Origin of the sequence: Enterococcus sp. DIV1316a (assembly GCF_050536915.1) — a bacterium.
Lineage (GTDB): Bacteria > Bacillota > Bacilli > Lactobacillales > Enterococcaceae > Enterococcus > Enterococcus faecalis.
Map to the genome: position 1 here is coordinate 2,619,224 of NZ_CP172913.1, position 23,437 is coordinate 2,642,660.

14 protein-coding genes and 1 riboswitch are annotated in these 23,437 nt (G+C 40.8%); of the genes, 5 read left to right on the plus strand and 9 right to left on the minus strand.

The window, feature by feature from the left end:
- Positions 1 to 142 precede the first annotated feature (142 nt).
- The 4 genes from rpoB to IGL56_RS12455 all read right to left on the minus strand — a co-directional run bounded on the left by rpoB (position 143) and on the right by IGL56_RS12455 (position 5,088).
- The gene (rpoB, locus tag IGL56_RS12440; RefSeq protein ID WP_002389470.1) at positions 143 to 3,757 is read right to left on the minus strand and encodes a DNA-directed RNA polymerase subunit beta; all 3,615 of its coding nucleotides are present in this window, start codon (positions 3,755 to 3,757) and stop codon (positions 143 to 145) included.
- Between the two features lie 370 nt (positions 3,758 to 4,127).
- Positions 4,128 to 4,469: a type II toxin-antitoxin system PemK/MazF family toxin gene (locus IGL56_RS12445; protein ID WP_002354774.1), complete on the minus strand. Its 342-nt coding sequence runs from the start codon at positions 4,467 to 4,469 to the stop codon at positions 4,128 to 4,130.
- Positions 4,469 to 4,699, minus strand: coding sequence for a type II toxin-antitoxin system PemI/MazE family antitoxin (gene mazE / locus IGL56_RS12450; protein ID WP_002354773.1), 231 nt, complete (start codon positions 4,697 to 4,699; stop codon positions 4,469 to 4,471). Before mazE ends, IGL56_RS12445 begins: the two co-directional genes overlap by 1 nt.
- 173 nt (positions 4,700 to 4,872) lie before the next feature.
- Positions 4,873 to 5,088, minus strand: coding sequence for a zinc ribbon domain-containing protein (locus tag IGL56_RS12455; protein WP_002354768.1), 216 nt, complete (start codon positions 5,086 to 5,088; stop codon positions 4,873 to 4,875).
- A gap of 138 nt (positions 5,089 to 5,226) precedes the next feature.
- Here IGL56_RS12455 and IGL56_RS12460 point away from each other — a divergent pair, with 138 nt between their 5' ends.
- Positions 5,227 to 6,219, plus strand: a complete 993-nt coding sequence (locus IGL56_RS12460; protein ID WP_002354765.1) for a biotin--[acetyl-CoA-carboxylase] ligase — start codon at positions 5,227 to 5,229, stop codon at positions 6,217 to 6,219.
- 263 nt (positions 6,220 to 6,482) lie between these two features.
- Here the strand turns inward: IGL56_RS12460 and IGL56_RS12465 are convergent, their stop codons facing one another.
- Positions 6,483 to 7,112 carry a lytic polysaccharide monooxygenase gene (locus IGL56_RS12465; RefSeq protein ID WP_002354763.1) on the minus strand — a complete coding sequence of 210 codons (630 nt, stop codon included), beginning with the start codon at positions 7,110 to 7,112 and terminating at the stop codon, positions 6,483 to 6,485.
- 434 nt (positions 7,113 to 7,546) lie between these two features.
- Positions 7,547 to 7,713: riboswitch (M-box (ykoK) riboswitch) on the plus strand.
- Between the two features lie 91 nt (positions 7,714 to 7,804).
- Between IGL56_RS12465 and IGL56_RS12470 the strand changes: the two genes are divergently transcribed.
- From IGL56_RS12470 to IGL56_RS12485, 4 genes are all read left to right on the plus strand, one after another.
- A complete protein-coding gene (locus tag IGL56_RS12470; protein WP_002381036.1) occupies positions 7,805 to 9,421 on the plus strand; it encodes a phosphatase PAP2/LCP family protein in 1,617 nt (538 codons plus the stop codon).
- A gap of 329 nt (positions 9,422 to 9,750) precedes the next feature.
- Positions 9,751 to 9,894, plus strand: a complete 144-nt coding sequence (gene pepG1 / locus IGL56_RS12475) for a type I toxin-antitoxin system toxin PepG1 (protein WP_002392818.1) — start codon at positions 9,751 to 9,753, stop codon at positions 9,892 to 9,894.
- A 145-nt stretch (positions 9,895 to 10,039) separates the two neighbouring features.
- Entirely contained in the window at positions 10,040 to 10,153 is a 114-nt protein-coding gene (locus IGL56_RS12480; protein ID WP_154064723.1) for a putative holin-like toxin, read from the plus strand.
- A gap of 230 nt (positions 10,154 to 10,383) precedes the next feature.
- Positions 10,384 to 10,527: a putative holin-like toxin gene (locus tag IGL56_RS12485; RefSeq protein ID WP_002381035.1), complete on the plus strand. Its 144-nt coding sequence runs from the start codon at positions 10,384 to 10,386 to the stop codon at positions 10,525 to 10,527.
- Between the two features lie 194 nt (positions 10,528 to 10,721).
- Here IGL56_RS12485 and IGL56_RS12490 read toward each other — a convergent pair whose 3' ends face one another.
- The 4 genes from IGL56_RS12490 to IGL56_RS12505 form a co-directional block, all read right to left on the minus strand.
- On the minus strand, positions 10,722 to 15,413 hold the full coding sequence (locus tag IGL56_RS12490) for a WxL domain-containing protein (RefSeq protein WP_010783624.1): 4,692 nt from the start codon (positions 15,411 to 15,413) through the stop codon (positions 10,722 to 10,724).
- 348 nt (positions 15,414 to 15,761) lie between these two features.
- Positions 15,762 to 18,758: a WxL domain-containing protein gene (locus tag IGL56_RS12495; protein ID WP_002354756.1), complete on the minus strand. Its 2,997-nt coding sequence runs from the start codon at positions 18,756 to 18,758 to the stop codon at positions 15,762 to 15,764.
- Positions 18,759 to 19,089: 331 nt separating this feature from the next.
- Positions 19,090 to 22,935 carry a WxL domain-containing protein gene (locus IGL56_RS12500; protein ID WP_065813725.1) on the minus strand — a complete coding sequence of 1,282 codons (3,846 nt, stop codon included), beginning with the start codon at positions 22,933 to 22,935 and terminating at the stop codon, positions 19,090 to 19,092.
- Positions 22,922 to 23,284, minus strand: coding sequence for an LPXTG cell wall anchor domain-containing protein (locus IGL56_RS12505; RefSeq protein WP_002370158.1), 363 nt, complete (start codon positions 23,282 to 23,284; stop codon positions 22,922 to 22,924). The genes IGL56_RS12500 and IGL56_RS12505 overlap by 14 nt, the downstream gene beginning before the upstream one ends.
- Positions 23,285 to 23,437 lie beyond the last annotated feature (153 nt).

Here is a 23,437-nt window from a genome sequence, read left to right on the forward strand (position 1 = left end):
TTAGAGAAGCTGAGTCAGCAACTTGTTAGCAAATGGCAAGCATCACTTGAAAGAAGGTCTGACGACACTTGGAACAAGTAATGACTTGCGCAGTTGCAACAAAGTCGCAGTTGAATCAACTCATCAGAGTGGTAGCGACAAATTAGTCTCTGTCTTCGGCTGTTTCAATTTCTTGAACAACGTCTTGTGCTTCTTCTTTCACGACTGATTCTGCTTCTTTTTCCAGCTGTTTCGCTGATTGTTGTTCCGCAAATTTGGTTAGTGCGTCAACGGTGATTAAATCATCATCGTCATCGTCCATATCGCGTAACTCAATCTCAGCTTCCTCAATGTCCAAGACACGCATGTCTAAACCAAGTGATTGTAATTCTTTCACTAATACTCGGAATGATTCAGGCACACCTGGTTTTGGAATTGGTTCACCTTTAACGATGGCTTCGTATGTTTTCACACGTCCGACAACGTCATCAGATTTGTAAGTTAAGATTTCTTGTAATGTGTAAGCAGCACCGTAAGCTTCCAGTGCCCAAACTTCCATTTCCCCGAAACGTTGTCCACCGAATTGAGCTTTACCACCCAACGGTTGTTGCGTAACAAGAGAGTAAGGTCCGATTGAACGAGCATGCAATTTGTCATCAACCATGTGGGCTAATTTAATCATATACATGACACCAACGGAAATACGGTTATCAAATGGTTCACCTGTACGTCCATCGTAAAGAACTGTTTTAGCATCGCTAGCCATACCAGCTTCACGAACAGTTTCCCAAACGTCTTCATCGGTTGCCCCATCGAAAACAGGTGTTGCGACGTGAATACCTAATTGGCGAGCAGCCATACCTAAGTGTAATTCAAGTACTTGTCCGATATTCATACGAGAAGGTACCCCTAATGGGTTCAACATGATATCAACAGGTGTTCCGTCAGGTAAGAATGGCATATCTTCTTCCGGCATAATACGGGAAACAACCCCTTTATTTCCGTGACGTCCCGCCATTTTATCTCCTTCGTGAATTTTACGTTTTTGAACGATATAGACACGAACTAACATGTTGACACCTGGTGATAATTCATCGCCAGCTTCACGAGTAAAGATTTTCACATCATGAACGATACCGCCGCCACCGTGAGGTACACGGAGAGACGTATCACGAACTTCGCGGGCTTTCTCCCCGAAGATTGCGTGTAATAAACGTTCTTCTGCAGATAATTCTGTAACCCCTTTAGGTGTGACTTTCCCAACTAGTAAGTCGCCATCTTGAACTTCAGCACCAATGCGGATAATCCCCATTTCGTCTAAGTCTTTCAATGCGTCTTCCCCAACGTTTGGAATTTCACGGGTAATTTCTTCAGGTCCTAATTTTGTATCACGTGCTTCTGATTCATATTCTTCAATATGCACAGAAGTGTAGACATCGTCTTTAACTAAACGACGGCTCATGATAATGGCATCCTCGTAGTTGTAACCTTCCCATGTCATGAAGGCAACCAAGACGTTTTGCCCTAAAGCCATTTCGCCTTCTTCCATAGAAGGTCCATCCGCTAAAGTATCGCCTTTTTCAACTTTTTCACCTAAGTGAACAATTGGGCGTTGGTTGTAGCTTGTTCCTGAGTTAGAACGACGGAATTTTGTAACCATATATTTGTCTAATGCGCCATTGTCGCGACGAACGCGAATTTCTTTTGCATCGACGAATTCTACGACACCGTCATGTTTACATAGTAAAGCAGCACCTGAGTCATGGGCTGATTTATATTCCATACCTGTACCTACCCACGGAGAGCGTGGTTGAATTAACGGCACCGCTTGACGCTGCATGTTGGCACCCATCAAGGCACGGTTGGAGTCATCGTTTTCTAAGAAAGGAATACATGCTGTTGCGACTGCGACTACTTGTTTTGGTGAAACGTCCATGTAGTCAACTTTGTCTACGGCAACTTCTAAGTTTTCACTTTGTAGACGCGCCATAACAACATCATTGGCAAATGTGCCATCTTCATTTAAAAGTGAGTTCGCTTGCGCTACGATATAATGGTCTTCGATGTCTGCTGTTAAGTAATCTACTTGATCAGTAACACGGCCTGTCGCACGATCAACACGGCGATAAGGCGTTTCGATGAAACCAAATTTATTCACTTTCGCATAACTAGATAAACTATTGATCAACCCGATATTTGGTCCCTCAGGCGTTTCAATTGGACACATACGACCATAGTGAGAGTAGTGAACGTCACGAACTTCATAACCGGCACGGTCACGAGTCAAACCACCAGGCCCTAAGGCTGATAGACGACGTTTATGGGTTAACTCACCTAATGGGTTTGTTTGGTCCATGAACTGTGATAACTGTGAAGAACCAAAGAATTCTTTGATACTTGCTACCACTGGACGGATGTTGATTAATTGTTGTGGTGTCAATGTTTCTGTGTCTTGAATAGACATTCTTTCACGAACCACACGTTCCATACGGGCTAAACCAATACGGAATTGGTTTTGTAATAATTCGCCTACTGAACGGATACGACGATTACCTAAGTGGTCGATGTCATCGACATTGCCGATATCTTCCATTAAGTTGAAGAAGTAGCTCATTGAAGCAACGATATCTGCTGGACGAACTGTTTTTACGCTGTCGTCTGGATAGCCGTTACCAATCACATTTACGATACGTTCAGGATCTTTTGGTGAAAGAACTTGAATCACTTGGATTGTCATTGGTTCAGTTACTACCGCATCTTCACTTGGATAGTAAGTTACGCTGTTTAAGCCGTTGTCAATGTATTCGCCTAATGTTTCCATGATTTGGTGTGTTAAAACCGTGCCTTTTTCGACAATGATTTCACCAGTTTCTGGATCAACTAGCGTTTCAGCTAAGGTTAAGTTTAAGAGACGTGTTTTTAAGTCTAATTTTTTGTTAACTTTGTAGCGACCAACGTTTGCCAAATCATAACGTTTTGGATCAAAGAAACGTGCAGTTAACAAGCTACGTGAGCTATCTGCTGTTTTTGGTTCGCCTGGGCGAAGACGTTCATAAATGTCTTTCAAGCCTTCTTCTGTACGAGAATCACTTGCGTTTTTGTGTAAATCTTTTTCAATTGTGTTGCGTAAGCTTTCGCTGTCGCCGAAAATTTCGAAGATGGTATCATCTGAACCGAAACCTAAAGCACGAACTAACACAGTTAAAGGAATTTTACGTGTGCGGTCAATCCGAACATAAGAAATGTCTTTCGCATCTGTTTCCATTTCTAACCATGCACCACGGTTAGGAATGACTGTTGAGCCAAAACCTTCTTTGCCGTTTTTGTCCACTTTTCCATGGAAGTAAACACCTGGAGAACGAACTAATTGGGAAACGATAACACGTTCTGCCCCGTTGATGATGAAGGTACCCATTTCTGTCATTAATGGGAAATCGCCGAAGAAGACTTCTTGGGATTTAATTTCACCTGTTTCACGGTTGGTTAAACGTAATGTTACATGTAATGGCGCAGAATAGTTGGCATCATGTGCGCGGGCTTCTTCTACTGTGTACTTTGGTTCTTTTAATTCATAGTCAACAAATTCTAAGGATAAGTTTCCTTGGAAATCATCAATTGGTAAAATGTCTTCAAACATTTCACGAAGTCCCTCATCTAAAAACCATTGATAAGAGTCTGTTTGGATTTCAATTAAATTTGGTAATTCCAATACTTCACTGATACGTGCGAAACTTCTACGTTCGCGATGCTTTCCGTATTTTACTACGTGTCCAGCCAAGCTCTTCACCCCTCTAGTTATAAGTCTATCAAAACACCGATCCGAAAAATTACATTTACGTTACATATATTAAATATATGTAACAAAAAGCATTTTTTGCAGTTTTTAAGCAAAAAAAAACCAAAAATAGAACATGCTTCCGAAAAATTTTCTGGCGTTTCTACTTTTGTTTTCCTATAAAAAACCGGAACGGACAATATTTCGCTCCTGCTTCGTCACTTTCAGATAGTTTTTGCTCTATAGATTCTACTACCTTTGTCTAGAAAAGTCAAGGGTTTCTTTAAGGTTTTCTTTTTCATAAAAAGGAGTTTTTTTGTAAAGGGTTTTAATGAAAAAATGCGTAATAAATAATTACGCATTTTGTCAACAACTAGAAAATATATTCAATTATTTGGTCAATTTTCGCCATATCTTTTAATGGCAAATGCTCAATTTGACTTAATTTTCTTTCAGTGAAGTCCAAAGATTTCAGTTGTGAGATCACTACTTGTCCTTGGGTTTCTATGTCATCGGGCAACGTATATCGAGTGGGAATATTTTTAATGGTGGAAGTAATCGGGCAAATCACAGCAAACATGGTTTTCCGATTAAATTCATATCTTGACACGACTAAACCAGGGCGTCTCTTCTGAATTTCTTTACCTGCAGCAGGATCAAAATCAATCCATACAATATCTCCTTTTTTGGGAATGTACTTCTTTTCAACGTTCATTAAAAAAGTTCTCTCCCCTCAGGTGCAAGATCATGCCACTCATCTTTTTCATAATACTCACCTTCTGGGCCTTCACTAAATGGATCCTGAATTTTAGGGACTAATGTAATTGTACCGTCGTCAGAATACATCACAATATATTCTTGGTCGACTTTTGGTTTTTTACCATTATCAGTGGGTAAAGTTAAAACGACCGAGCTTCCTTGTCTTCTTGATTTAGTTGTTAGCATGAAATCACTCCCTTCGATTCATTATACTATGCCTTTGCAATGATGGAAAGAATTTTAAATCACACTTAATGTGACTGAGTTTACTATATAATGCGTAATAAATAATTACGCATTTTCCCCTATCTTCTATTCACAAAAAAAAAAAACGAATGCAAAGATGCATTCGTTTTTGACTAACCGCCACCTAATAAAAAGTCTAGGACATTCATGCCGCCGCTTGTTTGGCTGCGGTAAAGTTCGGTGTAGCCGCATTGGGTACAGCTAATTGTAATAAATTTTTTATTTTGAACATCAAAAATTTTCGCAAAGTTCCCACCTGTTGCTTGAAATTGGTCCGACACATAGTGCATGTTGCCACATTTCTCACAAACATATTGTTGCTTTTCCATTCCCCTCACTCCTTCTCAATAAAATAAGTATAGCAAACGCCTGCTTCATTTTCCTCCATCCTAAGATGGATTTTTTCACTAGTTGACCAAGCCTTTTCCTTTCCGCTACAATAAGCATAACGAATCGGAGGAAAAAATATGTCGACAAAAAGCCAAGTCCTAACTTTATTGATGAAACAAACGCCCGCATTCCTTTCGGGCGAAGAGATGGCACAACGTCTGTCCTTATCTCGCACAGCTATTTGGAAAGCAATTAATGAATTGAAAAAAGATGGCTATCAAATTACTAGCGTGCAAAATAAGGGGTATCGCCTTGAGAAATCAGATGTCCTTTCTGCAGAAGGCATTCAGTTGGCATTATGGCCACAAACACCGCCTTTAACAATTACCGTCCTAGAAACATCTGAATCTACCATGACCGATGCTAAGCGGGCGATTTTAGACCAGACACCCGACAATACATTGATTGTTGCTGACATGCAAGAAATGCCGCGGGGCAGGTTCGGCCGACCATTTTTCGCTACGCCAGGTAAAGGGATTTACATGAGCATGGTGCTTCAACCGAACCAAAATTTTGAAGAAATCGCTCAATATACTGTGATTATGGCCGTAGCGGTCGCTCGAGCAATGGATGCTCTGGCAGGCGTTCACACAGAAATTAAATGGGTCAATGATCTTTATTTAAACGGCAAAAAAGTTTGCGGGATTTTGTCGGAAGCCATGAGCAATGTGGAAACAGGGCAAATTTCCAATGTCATCATCGGCATGGGGATTAATTTTTCAATTACAGAAACCGAATTTCCTGAGGACATTCGGCAGAAAGTGACTTCCCTTTTCCCAGATGGTGAACCGACGGCGACGCGAAATGAATTAGTCGCCAACATTTGGAATCATTTTTATCAAATTTTAGACAAACGTTCAACGAAAGACTTTTTAGAAGAATACCGACAACGCTCCTTTGTGATTGGCAAAGACGTCGCTTTTACCCAAAACGGGCAAGACTTCCGCGGCGTTGCGACAACCATTAATGGAAATGGAGAATTGATTGTTCAGTTGCCTGATGGCACGGCCAAAACGTTGTCTTCTGGGGAAATTAGTTTGGACCAGATTGGTGAATGGCGTCGAGGATAAGTGGGGAAGTTTAGAAAAAATCAAGTGGGACATCAGTCGTTTTGACTGATGTCCCACTTTCTACTTCTGAAGATAATCAGCTGAACAAAAGCAGCCCCTTCGGAAATAAGCCGAAATTGACTTTCTCACACAAGTGTTCGGCATATCTTAATCCTTCCAAGTGTTGAGAATCACGAAGAACGTAGTGATTCGATGATGAACAGAACCTACTTGGTTCTTGGCGCTAAGCACTTTTGTTTCAGCCGCATTATCTTGATACCTGATTATTGAACATTAACATCTATCGCTTGATAAAATGAATTAATCGTGTCATTGATATCCCAAACGGCATAAATAACATGGTATCCTTTCCTATCAGCGGGAATATTTATTCTGTGTGTTTCTGTATCATTGACCATAAACCCTTGACCAGGAGGTAAATCTTGACCGATTGGTTGCCCTACTATGCCAATCAGTTCCATTTCGTCCATCGTTAATGGTGCATTAGGATTCCATCCAGGTTTCGTCATATAGTATCTAAAACGATTGGTCTTATGTTTTGCCGTCATCACCCATTTAAAATTATTCTCTCCTGTTGTTATATTACTTTTTACCCAACGAGTGGCTGTTTGTTCATCTAGTTTGGAATAGCTTGCTAATCCAGCTGAAGGCAACCTTCCATTTAATTGACCCGTGTCTAATAATTTAGTTGGCGCTTCAATTCCTTGGGGTGTCGTGATAATTTCTGGCTGTGAGCTGTCTTGACCAGGTCCCCATCCAAATCCGTTTGCTTCCGCATTTTTGACTCGACTGACTGGGCTATCAACATAGCCGTGTGCATAACTCTGCTGTGCATCTCCTAAAGCAAAAACACTGATCATCGTTGCGCCTACTGCAATTATGAATAACATCATTTTTTCATGTATATCGCTCCCTTATAAGCAAAACCCTTCAAAAAACATGTAATCTTAATCAACTGAAACGTAAAATCTCCACAACATCATTTTTACTTTTTCGATAGCGACCATCAACTTTGTGCACAATTATTGTCGACATATTTATTTTAAATGAACTAGCAATTCAATAGCAACTGTCCGCCTTTTTTACTGAGAAAAACTTATAGCACTCTTATAAAAAATGTTTGTTTTTTAATTTATCATTATTGAACACCAACTATTTATAGCGGTTAACCGAGAACAGCCTTGTACACTTTTTTTAGAATGCTCAAGTACTGTTTTTTTAACTTCTTCACTTCCCCACACCTTTAAATTTATTTAAAAAACAATAAATTTTCTTAAACTTCATTGTGAGAACCGCTGCATAAATTCTATACTTCTAGCGTTAGATAAAATAACCTTGTTAGGTGAGGCTCCTATCCAAACATAGGCTATTGCGCAGAAATGTCGAAAGACACCAATGTGTAAAACAGGAATGGTCGAATTAAGGCTCTTCTAAAAATAGCTAAGAGAAATCTTTACGTTGGATAGTGCTAAAGCTCAGACGATGAGAACCGATTGGCTTGCTGTGTCCTGTTTAGTCGCAAGCGCTTATTTACAATCGATGCTGGCTTAGTCTACTCTTTCAAGGGAAAAAGAAAGGGATTCTCATGCAAACATCGAATAAAAAATTTCCACTTTATGCCCTAACAACGCTTGGTTTTACTTTCCTCACTTTGTTAGTGGCGGCTAGTCCAAATTGGTTTCAACAAATGGACGAAGCTATCTATCACATCAAATGGCAATTAAATGCCCCACTTTTAACAGCGGTCAATCTGTTAGCAAAAACAGCCACGATTGGACCAATGCTGCTATTCTTCTTATTATTGATGGTATACCTTTTACGCAAAAAAGAAAAAATCCTAGCCTTTTGGGCTGTCAGTAACCTATTAGCTGTCGGCTTCTTAGGGAGCGTTTTTAAACATGTGGTGGGTCGGGCTCGACCAAACCTAGGCGCTTTAGCTGACCGGAGCTCTGCTAGCTTTCCCAGCGGACATTCATTATTAGCAATGGCACTAGTCTGTACGATTTTGATTATTTTGGCCTATCTTCATGTCGAAAAAACCAAAGGCATCAAAATTTTCTTACTCACTTATTTAGTTTTGATTGTGTTAGGTCGTTTAATCTTACGCGTTCATTATCCTAGTGATGTCATCGCTGGGATGCTCCTAAGTTATAGCTGGATCAACTTTTCATTTCAAATTGTTCAACGTTATTTGCCGGCACCTGAACCAGAGGATGCAGAAGTACCGACACAACGCCGGCGCCGCCATTCTCGTAAAAGAAAAAGTTTATTCGTGGTCTTTAGTTTAACCCTTTTATTTTTAGGCACACTTTCTGTTTCGGCTTACGGCGTCAGCATGTATCGCAATTTGCAAAAAACGGCGAACACCATGTATAAACCAAGAAAATCTTCCACGAAGAGTCCCGATTTAGCCAAAGGTGAGCCGGTTAGTTTCTTAATTATGGGAATTGCGAATGACTCAAAACGCAAAACCGATTACCGCTCCAACGCCTTAATGGTGGTTACAGTGAATAATCAATTACAAAAAACTACCATCACTAGCATCCCGCGTGACTACTATGTGGAAATGGCTGGCACCAATGGCGAATACAATAAAATCAATGCGGCCCACGTTTTCGGTGGTGCCGATATGCAAATTAAAACGGTTGAAAATGTCTTGCACATCCCAATCAATCATTACTTTTCAATTGATATGGATGCTATGAAGGACCTTGGCGATGCGGTGGGCGGCGTCACTGTTGACAACGCCTTTGCTTTTGACGCTGAAGGGATTCATTATCCGAAAGGCAAACAGCATTTAGGGGGCTGGGAAGCTTTACAATACGCGCGCATGCGTTACGAAGACCCTGAAGGCGACTATGGTCGTCAACGCCGCCAACGAGAAGTTTTAATCGAATTAACCAACAAACTACTTTCTTTTAACAGCTTGCTAAAATATCAAGAAATTCTGGACGTAATCGGCGAACATGGCGAAACCGACTTATCCTTTGACCAAATGATGGCAATGCTAAAAAAATACACCCCCGCACTAAAAACGATTGAAACCGATCAATTAAAAGGCTACGATTACACTGGCGATGGCGTGACAGGGATTGAAGGTATTTCTTATCAACTTGTTGAAGAGAGTGAACGCCAACGTGTCGAAAATGCTATCAAAGAACAAATGAACCTCTCTACGAAAGACACTGAACAATCGCAATAACGACTAAAAAGCAGCGCCCCTTAATGAAAGGGGCGCTGCTTACTTTGGCTAGTTAGACGGTCATTTCAAAAATATTAATTTTTGTCACCGTTAGTAACGGCTCTACATCAGAGAGGTATATTAGCGCATAGCTCTCTTTTCATTACCATTATAGTACAATTGCCTAAAAAATATATTGGAAACTAATTATTTTTTGTTTTACATAGTATACTCTAAGCGTAGAGAAGTTATGGCGGCGGCAAGCGCACAGGAACATGCGCTTTGCGACGAGAATCGCAACAAAGTGAGAAGCGTAGGAGCAGAGACTTTCCCTTTCGGTGGTGGTGCTTATGAATGTAAGTACTAAAATCTATGAAAGGAGAGGCCTTTTGTCAGCATATGAAACAATTCAGACAATTCTTGGGTTTGGTATGTTTACCATTGCTTTGATTGCGCTGATTGTGAAATTGCTTAAAAATGACAAGAAAAAATAACCGTCTACTTTGACTGAGTACGGTTATTTTTTGTAACTAAAAAGGTCACCGTCTTAAACGGCTCTACACTAGAGAGGTATGTTAGAGCATACCTCTCTTTTCGTCTCTATTGTAGCATATTTCTCTGAAAAATACGAATAAAAATATCGTTTACTGTACAACATATGAAACAATTCAGACGATCCTAGGGTTTGGTATGTTTACCATTGCTTTGATTGCACTGATTGTGAAATTGCTTAAAAATGACAAGAAAAAATAACCGTCTACTTTGACCAGTACGGTTATTTTTAAATAATCAAAAAGGTCACCGTCTTAAACGGCTCTACATCAGAGAGGTATGTTACAGCATAGCTCTCTTTTCATTACCATTATAGCACAATTACCTAAAAAAATATATTGGAAACTAATTATTTTTTTGTTTTACATGGTATAATCTAAGTGTAGAGAAGTTATGGCGGCGGCTATCCAATCTGAAAGGTGGTGGTGCTTATGAATGTAAGTACTAAAATCTATGAAAGGAGAGGCCTTTTGTCTATCGCAGAAGCTTTAGCTCTGATGATTAGTTTCGGTTCTTTTATCGCAACGTTAATCTTCGGAATCCTAGAGGCTGTAAAAGAAAACAATAAAAAATAACCGTCAACTTTAGCGAGCACGGTTATTTTTTATAAATCACTAAAAATCGCTACCGTCTGAAACGGCTCTACACTAGAGAGATATGTTGGCGCATACCTCTCTTTTCATTACCATTGTAGCACAACGACCATCAAAAGACCATCAATAAAAATGCCCGAGCCTTAGAAAAATAAGAGGCTCGGGCATTTTTATTTTTATGGGCCAGTCACTAAATTCCAAGTGACGGCGGCTTGGTATTGTTGGCCAGACATGCCTTGATTGGCGGGCACTTCTAGTTTGATGTTAGCAAACGTGAAGTCCAACTGATAGACGTCACTACCTGTGAACTGTTGGTTCGCGACCACCGCTGTTGCGGTATTGTCGGCGGTTAAATTCACGGTACCAGTCTTGCCAAGCGGTGTCTTGGTTTCTGTTGATTGGTTGTAATCGGTAAAGCTGGCAGCAGCGGCCGTTCCTAGCAACAAGCGGGTCGTTGTCGGCAGGCTGTCTGTGGCTGATTTTGGTTGCGACAGTTGCGCCGTTAAGCTCCAGTTGTCTTGGCTAGTATTCAGGCGTAAATAGGGATTTCGTGTGCCGTTGTCGTAGTAATCAGCGGCTTTTTTCAAACCATATTGTTGCTTACTTCCTGAAATCGCTAATTTGCCAAAATCAAATGTTGGCGTACTAATGAAGCCGTCGCCGTCAGGATTAGTTATTTCTTGGTCTAGGTCTTTAATACGGACCGTATCTTTGGCGATTAAGCTGCCAAAGTTGCCCGTTACTTCAACTTCAGCGGTTAAAACTTGACCAGGATTTCCTGTAACGGCGGTTCCTAATAAGTTCATTTGTAACTGTCCGCCTGCTGGTAAGGGCGTATTTAATGGCAGAGAAAAACCTGCTGCCCACTGTTCTTTCGTAACTGGATAGGCCTTAGCATTCTGCCCTGTACCTAACACAAAAATAGTATTGGGCGGGCTGATGCCAGCGGCCCATGTCGCCGTTGGTTTGATTTTAATGGTCGTCAACGGGGCTTCTCCCGTATTTTTTAACAGCACTTCCCAGTGATCCATTGTCGCGCCATTTTCGACTATGTCAGCGGAACCTTTTACCGTTAATTCTGCTGTAGGAACCGCTTCTTGATATACAGCGGTCATGTCGTCATTCTCATCAAATGTTGGAGTAAAGCTTGGTGTTGTTGTTGTTTTTAAAGGTGTTGTTGTTTCTTTCCCCTTGTACCAGCCTTTGAATACATAGGTTTTTTCTCCGACTTGGTAGGTTTTCGGCAACGCTTTTGCAGCGGTATATTTATACGTTTCACTGTTCATTACCAGCTGATTTCCTTGCGTAAATCCTGTCGGTGCTGTAATCTTCGTACCATTCTCATCTACAAAGTTTTCAGTGATGCGCCGATTTTCTAAATAGTAATTTACTGTCCCTGTTGCGTATATTTCTGTGTGAGCAGTCACCCCGCTCACTGTACTATTATAATCCATTTTATAAAGAGAAGAGAAGGTTGTTCGAGTGGGTTCCCCTTGCCACCCTACTTCAGGAAACCGGTAATCCGTTTGAGACCCCGAAATTGGTGTCACTTGTAAACGATTTTCAGTAAATTCTGCACTATTTTTCGTATTATGATACGCAATTATTCCCGTAACCCCAGAATAATTCGGACCATTATATTTACTCGACGGGGTTATAGTCGGCGTTTTATAATACTTAGGAATTGTCACGATGCTATTACGTGTTCCATAAAGCTCTTCATCCGACGTAAAACTTCCCACAATATTGACAGCTGGAAGCTTTAACTGTAGAAAATCACCAGTTGGTAACGCGGTAATAGTTTGCAACTTGCTTTGTAAACCACCCACTACCTGAGACATATCTGTGCGGATATTGAAATTACTTGGTGCTACATAGTCACCCGTCTCATTGATAAAACCAAAATTAATCGTTTTGTCTTCCGTCTTAAATTCATCATATACTATAGTGATATCATCTTGGTCATCATAAGTCACTGGATAACTAATATTTCGATTTGTTCTGGTGATTTCATTTAGTTTGTCTGGTTTTTCTTTGCCTTTATACCAGCCTTTTAAGACATAAGGCCGATTATTGACTTTGTACATAAAAGGCAACGTACCTGCCTGAGTAAATGTAAAATTATCCTTATCAATGATTGTTTGTTTCCCTTGTGTGAACCCAGTTGGCGGCGTAATTTTCGTTCCAGATGCATCTACAAAATTTTCAGTTACACGGCGATTAACAAGATAGTAATATAACGTGCTTTCAGGAAACATTTCCACGCCAGCTAACGAATTATCATTTCTTATAAGTGTTGTTTTATATAAACTTGAGAAAAGGTTTTCAGGATTATCATCCCAGTATATTTCACGGAGTTTATAACGTTGGTTCTGACTCTTCGTTACTGTGAAATATACAGGATTTGCGCCTTCTGTATAAGGATTACCAGCAAAAGTCCTTTCTACTCGTCCTGCTAACGGATACTCTTGTCCTTGATACCCAGAAGGTTTTTGAAACGAAAGGTTCTTATAGTATTTAGGAATCTCAATAAACGAGTTCCTTGTACCATAAAAGTTCGAGCTATTCGTCAACGTGTACTGTTTTTGTGGAATTGTCATGGCTTTTAAGTTTCCTGTTTGATCCGTTGCCGAAATATTATCTAAAACCGTGCTAACGCCATCGATAATCTGAACTACCTCTGTGGTGACTTTAAAGTCAGCAGGATTGAGTAATTGCCCACTTTCTCCAACAAACCCAAACTGCACGGTATTGCCGCCATATTTAATTTCTTCATATATAATTGTTAAATCATCATTATCATCATAGGAGGCATCATATTCCGGCACTCGTGTGGTTTGTAAATTTTGAGGTTGCGTTTTCCCTTTATACCAGCCTTTAAAACGATAGGCTTTGTCATTCGCGTAGTAACTATAAGGTAATTCTTGCGCCAATTTAAAATGGTAGGTGTCGCTGTCAATGACTGTTTGCTTTCCCTGAGTAAATCCTGTCGGTGCTGTAATCTTCGTACCATTCTCATCTACAAAATTTTCAGTGATGCGCCGATTTTCTAAGAAATAATACATCGTATCATCGGTTGTATAGTAATTTGGCACACTTACTTCTGTATTTGTACTAGTCAAAATAGAATCAAATCTCGTTTTGGTCGTATCCTCTATCCAAGAAGTGTAGTACAGTCGATACTGATTGGCTGTCGTTGTAGGATATAAACTATAATATTTGCCATCTGTCTCCACCCGTATGTCAGCTATCGTACTGTCCACAAAACGCATTCTTTTTGTTGCAACAGGATAAGCTGTACTGGAGCCTGTATAATGAGGCCCAGGTGTTACTGTTGGTGGTTTGTATTGTTTAGGGATTGTTAAGCGAAAATTAGTACTACCATAAAAGGCAGGATTTATCGTTTTCGTGTAGGTTAATTGTTGACTAGGAATGGTTAATTTTTTCAGATTCCCACTATTAACACCTGTTGCTGTTCCTACTTGTTTCGCTATTCCGTTCATGATCGATGTTAAATTAGTCTGCATCCCGAAATTCGCTGGCGCTATTAATGCGCCTTTTTCATCTACAAACCCAAAGCTATAAGTGATTTCCGGGATTGTCGTTGTCTTTTCTTCTAATTCCTCATAAAAAACATACACATTGTCTTTACCATCGTAAGTAACATCAAATTCTGGTGTCAATGTGGTTTCCAACTTAACGGCTTTAGGATCTGGTCGAGCGGATCCTTTATACCACCCTTTAAACTGGAAGTGACGATTCCCAGAAGAATAGGTTTTTGGAAATGCTTTTGGGGCTTTATAGTGAAAATTGTCTGACTCAACCACCGTTTTCGAAAGGGCTGCATTATAGCCTGTCGGATAGGTTGGCAAAACTGTCGATGTCATGTCATTATAATAAATACTAACTCGTCTATTGGGTACATAATAATAAATCGTATCATCGGTTATTAAATAATTATTTTCACCTGCAGTCGTGGCCATATTGTAAGCAGCAGAAAATTGGACTTTTTGAGGATCAGGGACCCAAGAATATGTTCGCAAATTAAATTGCTTAGGCGTTGACGTAGTAAACATATTAAAACGTTCCCCTGTTGTGTATGTACTATAATCCTTGCCAGTAGCTATAGTTACTTGACGGGAAACAGCCAAAGGAAAGGTTGTCGTGTCTGGTCCTTTATAAAAATTATTAGGCGTTGTCTTGGGGGCAGTATATTGCCCTGGCAACGTAATTTTGTGATTGGTTAGTCCCGAAAAACCGTAGTCCTCTGTGGCGTCATCATCAGGAAGTGTAACTTTCGGCACCGTCAACATCTTGAAATTCCCTAGATTACTAGTTGTAATGGTTCCCACCTTTGTCTGAGTACCTGATTTTCTTTCTACTTTCGTGACATCGGCTGTGAACGTCACTTTAGCAGGATCAATAAACAACCCATTTTCATCAATAAAGGCCATTTTATAGGTTTTCTCAGGAATATCAGCCGTTTTAACTGCACGATTTTCTCGCTTTGTCGGCTCCTCCTGAGTCGCTTCAACAGCCGCTGTCGTTGTATCGGCTGTTGCTTCAGTCTGGTCCTCTGCCGATGGTAGTTGCGGCTCTTCTATCATCTTTTGAGGTAATTCTGATGTCTCTGGTTCTGTGGTTGTTTCTGATGAAGCAACTGTGTTGGCTGTTTCATTTTCTTGACTAGCGTTTAACGATGAGTCGCTTGTAGCGGTATCCTCACTTGCCGTTGTTTCTCCCGTTTCAGTGGTTGTTTCATTTTCAACAACTATTGTTTCGGCGAGTACTGAGATGCCATTGAGTGAACTTATCAATAAGGAACAACACAAGGCGGTTGTAAGTAACTTTTGCCATTTTTGATTCATGCTATTCTCCTTTTTATGTATTGGTTTTATTGTTAATTGTTATATGTAAACCTTTTAATTTTCTCCATTATTCTATCAAAAAAAGGCGACCTTGAAATTTTAAATTTTGCTACAGCTAAGTGCCTTTTCCAATGATTCCTATTATACCAAGGCAGAAGAGCACTTTTTCATCGAAAAAGTGCTTGATAATCAAGAGAATCTGCCATTTTGCTACTGATTCTCAGCCAAATTCCTTAATTTTCATAAACAAAAGCTCAAAATATTAGTATCAAATACTAACATTTTGAGCTTTTCTCATGATATTTTTACTATTTATAAAAGGAGTCCGCCACATAATCCCGAAGGTTGTTAGGGACCAGTCACCAAATTCCACGTAACGGCGGCTTGGTATTGTTGGCCAACCATGCCTTGATTGGCGGGCACTTCTAGTTTGATGTTAGCAAACGTGAAGTCCAACTGATAAACGTCACTACCTGTGAACTGTTGGTTAGCGACCACCGCTGTTGCGGTATTGTCGGCGGTTAAATTCACGGTGCCAGTCTTGCCAAGCGGTGTCTTGGTTTCTGTTGGTTGGTTGTAATCGGTAAAGCTGGCAGCAGCGGCCGTTCCTAGCAACAAGCGGGTCGTTGTCGGCAAGCTGTCTGTCGCTGATTTCGGTTGTGACAGCTGCGCCGTTAAGCTCCAATTCGGTTGGGTTTTCTTGATCCGCAGATAGGGATTGCGTGTGCCGTTGCCATAGTAATCAGCGGCTTTTTTCAAGCCATGCTGTTGCGTGCTTCCCGCTACCCCAACCTGACCAAAATTGAAGGTTGGAACACTGATGAAGCCTTCCCCAGTTGGTTCCTTTGTTTCTTGATCTAAATCTTTAATCCGGACCGTATCTGAGGCAGTCAGTTTGTTGAAGTTCCCTGTGACTTCCACAGCGGCTTTTAGCACTTGGTTTGGTTGTCCAGTAACTTTTGTTCCTAGGAGATTAATCGTTAGTTGACCGCCCACAGGAAGACTACTGTCTAAAGGAATCTCAAAACCTGCTTCCCACTGCTCTTTCGTGATTGGTCGAACTTTCGTATTTTGACCAGTACCTAAAATAAACAGTTCCGTGGGCGTACTAATTCCAGTCGCCCAGTCAGTGGTTGGTTTAATCTTAACTGAAGTTAAAGGTGCTTCTCCAGTATTTTTTAAGAGCACTTCCCAATATTCCATGGTTGCGCCATTGTCAATGACATCGACTGCACCACGCATCGTTAAGTTAGCGCTGATGTTTGCTTCTTTGTAGACTGCCGTCATATCGTCATTGCCATCAAAGGTTGTATTGTATGTTGGCGTAGTGCTGGTTGTTAAGGTACTGGGCTTGGTTTTACCTTTGTACCAGCCTTGGAAAATGTAAGTTTTACCACCTGTTGTATAACTAGCTGGTAAGGCTCTTGCGCTCGTGTACTTGAAGGTATTGCTCGTCATGGGAATCTGGTTCCCCTGCGTGAAGCCTGTTGGCGGCGTGATTTTAGTGCCGTTGGTGTCCACGAAGTTTTCGGTGACTTGTTTACGGGTGACTGTGTAGACTAATTTGGATGCATTTACTGGATTTCCACTAAAAAGATTCATGGTAATTAGAGGCTTACCTCCGTCACTCGCATAACCCATCAATGTATTGAATACTCCACTACTTTCCTTTGAAAAATATACCCCATCTGTATCAAAGCCTAATAAGGCGATATTTCCAGCACTCAGGTTATATTCTGTTGGCACTTGATTAGGATCTATAATTGTGGCGCTACCACTGGTATAGTTATAGCCATACATTTTCATAACACTTTTCACCGTATCTAATTCAATACTATTGACATATTTTAATTGTTGATTGATCGCTAGTTTATCTAGAGAAAAATTAAGTCTGTTCGTACCATTAATTGGTTTGTCATTCCCATAAACTCGCAATAGCTCTGGTGATAATGGCATCGTACCATTGTTAAGACTTAGTGTGTATTGTCCGCTACCTTTGCTTTTGGAGGTTAAATCGTACAAATCTGTATAAAGCCTATCACTCGTTCTTTGCACACGATATTTGCCGCTAAAAGTTAACGCTGGCGTGAAGCCAACCCCTTTTTCGTCTACAAAGTTTACATCTAATGATGGATACAACGTTGTGACTGCCTCTTCCTCATACACCACCGTCAAATCGTCATTCCCATCATAGGTCACCGCATAGCTTGGCGCTTTGGTAGTGGTCAAGGTATTTGGCTTGGTTTTGCCTTTGTACCAGCCTTTGAATTTGTAGGTTTTGCCGTCTGCTTGATAGGTGTCTGGCAAAGTACTAGCTTGTTTGAAGGTGAAGTCATTGCTGGTCATTGGTGTTTTCTTGTTTTGGGTAAAACCTGTTGGCGGTGTAATGGCTACGCCGTTAGTATCTACGAACTTTTCGGTGACTTGTTTCCGAGTGACTACGTAATTAAGTGTTTCTCGGTACGTGGTAGTGCCATCAAAACCTACTAATATTGGCCCACGTTCTACAGAATCTGTGCGAAGCATCGTTAATACGTCAGTAATTTCTGGAGCCAAAGCTAATGAATTTAGAGAAAAGATATTTGCACTATTTTTAGAAAATATTCTATCCCTCTGAGTCAAATTCTGTTTAACATAATTACCAAATTGAGCTGCTTCAGATGTTTGTTGCTCACTGTATCTGGTCATGTTTATACTACCAGGCGGGGCAACAATACTGTCGACATACTTTAATGTGTTATCAATCTTTAATTGTTCAATTGCGTACAAATTATGAGTGTAACCTGCTGGTAAATTTGTGAGAAAATCGTACGGCATAGGAATCGTTGCATTGACAGCTACTCGATATTGGCCACCGCCTGCATTAGAAGAAACAATTGGATATCTATCAGCGTATGGTCGCCACTGACTAGTTGCCGTGTGGCGAGCTAATTTATAATACGTCCCTGATAACGTTAAGTTTTCATCAGCAAAAGCTTTTCCTGTTTCATCAGTAAAGCCAAAAATCATTCTCGGATAAATCACTTGATCATTCGGCACCCAACGTGGCGAAATACTCTTTTGTCGGTCATTTTCACTACTATTTTCTGGTACCGATTCTGTTGTTTCAGTTTTCACCTCTGGTATTTCTGCTTGTTTCTCTGTTTCCTGTGTTACTTCTTCCCGACTCGTTTCAGTCGTTTCTTGACTGCTTTCCGTACTTTCTTGCGTTGTGCTACTTGCTACTGTCGGACTACTTTCACTCGTGACTGTTTCCGCAACTGCGGTCACGCCAGAAAAGGCGTTAATCACTAAAGAACTACACAAGCCAATGGTTGCTAAGCGTTGCCAGTTAATTCTCTTCATGTTGTCCCTTCTTTCTATGTACCATTTTGATTCATGCTATTCTCTTTCTTTATGTATTGGTTTATGTACAGCTTTTAATTTTCTCCATTCTATCAAAAAAAGGCGGACTTGAAATTTCAAATTTTGCTACAGCTAAGTGACTTTTCCGACGATTCCTATTATACCAAGGTAGAAGAGTCCTTTTTTACTAGAAAAATGCGCGAAAAACCAAGAAAATCTGCCATTTTGCTTCTGATTCTCAGCCAAACCCCTTAATTTTTATAAGAAAAAGCTCAAAATGTTAGTATCAACCACTAACATTTTGAGCTTTCCTCATGATAACTTAACTATTTTAAGGACCTGTAACTAGGTTCCACGTAATTGCGGCTTGGTATTGTTGCCCCTTGACCCCTTGGTTGGCTGGCACTTCAAGTTTGACATTGTTGAAGGTGAAGTCCAACTGATAAATATTACTCCCAGTGAATTGCTGGTTGGCAATAATCCTAGTGGCCGTGTTGTTGGCATTCAAGCTAATGGCACTCGTAGTACCGACCGCATTTTTCAACTCGGTAGGTTGGTTGTAATTTGAGAAACTCGAAACAGGAGCCGCCCCTAATAATAAGCGGGTCGCTGTAGGCAAGCTGTCTGTCGCTGATTTCGGTTGCGACAGCTGCGCCGTTAGGCTCCAATTCGGTTGGGTTTTCTTGATCCGCAGATAGGGATTGCGTGTGCCGTTGCCATAGTAATCAGCGGCTTTTTTCAAGCTGTGCTGTTGCGTGCTTCCCGCTACCCCAACTTGACCAAAATTGAAGGTTGGAACACTGATGAAGCCTTCAGCCGTTGGTGTCACAATTGCTTGATCATTGTCTTTCACACGTACGGTGGCCGAAGTAGAAACACCACTGTAATTCCCACTGGTGGTAATCCCAGCGCGCAAGACTTGCCCCGCTGTTCCCGTCGCTTTCGTAGTGAACTGAACCGTGGCAGATTTTCCTGCGGGAATGTCAGTGCCTAAGCTAACACCATTGGTCCACGTAGTTGCTGTGACGGGGACTGTTTTCGCGGTGCCGCCAGCTGGCGTGACAATCATGGCAGTTGGTGCTGCTAAGCCAGTTGTCCAAGCGGTTGATTTCTTGATGGTCGCCGTGGTTAGTGGCGCTTGGCTTGTATTGGTAATTGTGGCACGCCAGGTGACATTGCCGCCGCTAGTCACGGTTTCAGCGGTAGTGCGAGTTAAAGCGACACTTGCTTTGGGCACTTCTTCCTTATACATCGCCGTCATGTCGTCATTGCCATCAAAGGTTGTATTGTATGTTGGCGTAGTGCTGGTTGTTAAAGTATTAGGCTTCGTTTTACCTTTGTACCAGCCTTGGAAAGTATAGGTCTTGCCACCTGCGGTATAAGTTGCTGGCAAGGCTTTTGCGGCTGTGTACTTGAAGGTGTTGCTAGTCATGGGAATCTGGTTCCCCTGCGTAAAGCCTGTTGGCGGCGTGATTTTAGCGCCACTTGTGTTCACAAAGTTTTCGGTGACTTGTTTACGGGTGACTGTGTAGACAGCCATAGAGTTAATTGTATTTGTTGTATTGAAACCGAACATACGGATTGAGTTCATATATGAGCTGATATCCATATATAAAAGAGTACTAGCATCTTGAACAAAGTAGCCATTTGTACTAGTGAACTTGTCTAACCCGCCTACGTTAGCATCCTCTATTATAGGTGGCTGATTCACATCAAAGATTGTCGAGGCATTCGGCGTATAATCATACCGTGTAACCTTATAGGTTGTTTTCGTCGTATCCAAGGCGATACTATCAACATATTTCAATTGATTTGTTATAGAGAATTGATTGAAGCGGAAGTGCAGTTGATTTCTCCCATTGACCGCAATATTATTTCCATAAATTTTAAGCAACTCTGGAGACAGCGGCATCATTCCATAATTAGCGCTTATTGTATATTGCCCATTCCCTTTACTTTTTGATGTTACATCGTATAAGTCGATATCTAATAAATCACTCGTTCTTCGAACTCGATATTTCCCGCCAAAAGTCAAGGTAGGCGTGAAGCCAACACCCTTTTCATCTACAAAGTTTACATTCATTGATGGATACAATGTTGTGACTGTCTCTTCTTCGTACACAACATTCAAATCGTCATTATCATCATAGGTCACCGCATAGCTTGGTGCTTTAGTCGTGGTCAAGGTGTTTGGCTTGGTTTTACCTTTGTACCAACCTTTGAACTTATAGGTTTTGCCACCTGTTGTGTATGTGTCTGGCAAGGTGCCACTTTGTTTAAAGGTGTATGGGTCACTGTTAATTACTGTTTGTTTTCCTTGCGTAAAGCCTGTTGGCGGCGTGATTTTAGTGCCGTTGGCATCGACGAAGTTCTCAGTGACCTTGCGATTAGTTAAGTGATAATAAACTGGACTACTGAAAGTTGTATAATTTGCATATCCAGAGACCATGTCAGTACTATAAATTACTCTCTGTAAAAATTCTGGATATTTTACACTAGGATCCACCACTGAATATGACTCATATGGCGCATAACTCTGATCTGGTTTCTGTGTCAATCTTAAAAAAGCAATTACCGATGCTTCTGGGAGAATCTGATCATCATAGCGGACACTATATTTCCTAGTATATGCTGGCAATGGATAGCTTGGATTGATTTTGCCTGTTTTATCATAAAGATTTAACGATTGATAGTACCTTGGAAGTTTAATTGAGAAATTAGCGTACGCATCTCCATTATAACCTGTTTCAGTAGGGCGAGCTATAGATGTTGCAGGCATTGTAACGTTTTTTAAGTTGCCTACTGTTGTGGCACTTTGATTGGTGGCAATGGTTCCAAAAGAAACAGTATCATCTGCTCCCCCTCCTGTTCCTCTATAAGCACTGGTTTTGTAATCATAGGTGATATTAATATCGGCAGGATTTGCTAATTTTCCATCTTCACCAACGAACCCGAATTGATAGGTCAGTGCTGGGAAATCAAAAGCTTCAATCTCCTCATACACCACATTCAAATCATCATTATCATCATAAGTCACCGCATAGCTTGGCGCTTTGGTGGCGGTCAAGGTGTTTGGCTTGGTTTTGCCTTTGTACCAACCTTTGAACTTATAGGTTTTGCCGTTGCTTGCTTTATAAGTCTCTGGCAAGGTGCCACTTTGTTTAAAGGTGTATGGGTCACTATCGATAACGGTTTGTTTCCCTTGCGTGAAGCCTGTTGGTGGCGTGATTTTAGTGCCGTTGTCGTCCACGAAGTTTTCGGTGACTTTGCGGTTAATTAAGTGATAGTATACTGGCCCACTAAAGTATGTATAGACATTATGAGAAATCTTGCCTGGAGGTGTTACATACCTTTGCATTAATAAAGGATAACCATGTCCATCCACGCTAGTATCATACATTTTATAGTATCCGGCTTCATCCTTGGTTAAATTTAAGGCATGAAATTCGTCAATCCAATTATTTATTACACCACTGTCATATTGTTTAACTATAGGCACTGGATACTTAGGATTTATCTTACCATCAGAGTTATAAATACTAATAGAACTATAATACTTTGGTATTGTTAACCTAAAATTACTTGGTACTGAATATATTGCTCCTCCAGCAGGTTGCGCTAAACTAACAGCTGGAACAACCATATTTTTTAAATTGTCTGCTGAATCGGTAGCTTTTTCATTAGCAGATATAACAGTCCATTTAACTGGCACAGTTGTTCTATCCCCTCTGGCGTAATCAAAGAGAATAGAAAACGGGGCTGGGTTCATTAAGTTTCCTGCCTCATCAACAAAACCAAACTGATAATTCACTTTTGGAAAATTATAAGTAGCCTTAGGAGAAATTTTATTAATTTCTGGAATTGTTTTAGCTCCTTTATTAAGATAATCACTAATTACAGTTTTTTCTTTATCATCACTTATTTTTTCCACTACTTCTGGTTTCTCTGTTTCCTGTGTTACTTCTTCCCGACTCGTTTCAGTCGTTTCTTGACTGATTTCCGTACTTGCTGGCGTTGCGCTACTTGCTGATGTTGCTTCCTTAGCGCTACTTGCTACTGTCGGACTACTTTCAATCGTGATTGTTTCCGCAACTGCGGTCACGTCAGAAAAAGCGTTAATCACTAAAGAACTACACAAGCCAATGGTTGCTAATCGTTGCCACTTAGTTTGCTTCATGTCGTCCCTTCTTTCTATGTACCATTCCCGCCAAGCCGATTAAGGCTAAGCCGAGAATGCTAAGATTTGCCTGACTCTTGCTCCCTGTACGAGGGAGCTGCGAGCCAGTTGTGGTGGTCTGTGTCGAACCACCACTTCGTTGATCTCCTTGCGGAGGACCAGCTGGTTCCTTGGGATCAGCAGCTGGCGCATCTGTTTTCGGTGGGGCATCTTTAGGAGCGGGTGTTCTCGGATTTTGGTAAAATTCAATCCCCACCGAACTAGAACCACCATCAGATGCTTCAACATTTATAAAAAAACTAGGAGAAGATAGTAGACACACAATCATTAAATAACGCTTTTTTTTCATTTAAAAACCTCCTTTAGATTCACTTGTATTCGTTGATCTTTTATACAAGGAATGTGTAACAACCTTTTTTCATACCTCTATAATAACAAAGAACCCCCCCTTAGGAATTGACGTTTTTTTCGCACCTCTTGCGAAAATTTTGAAAGTTCTTGT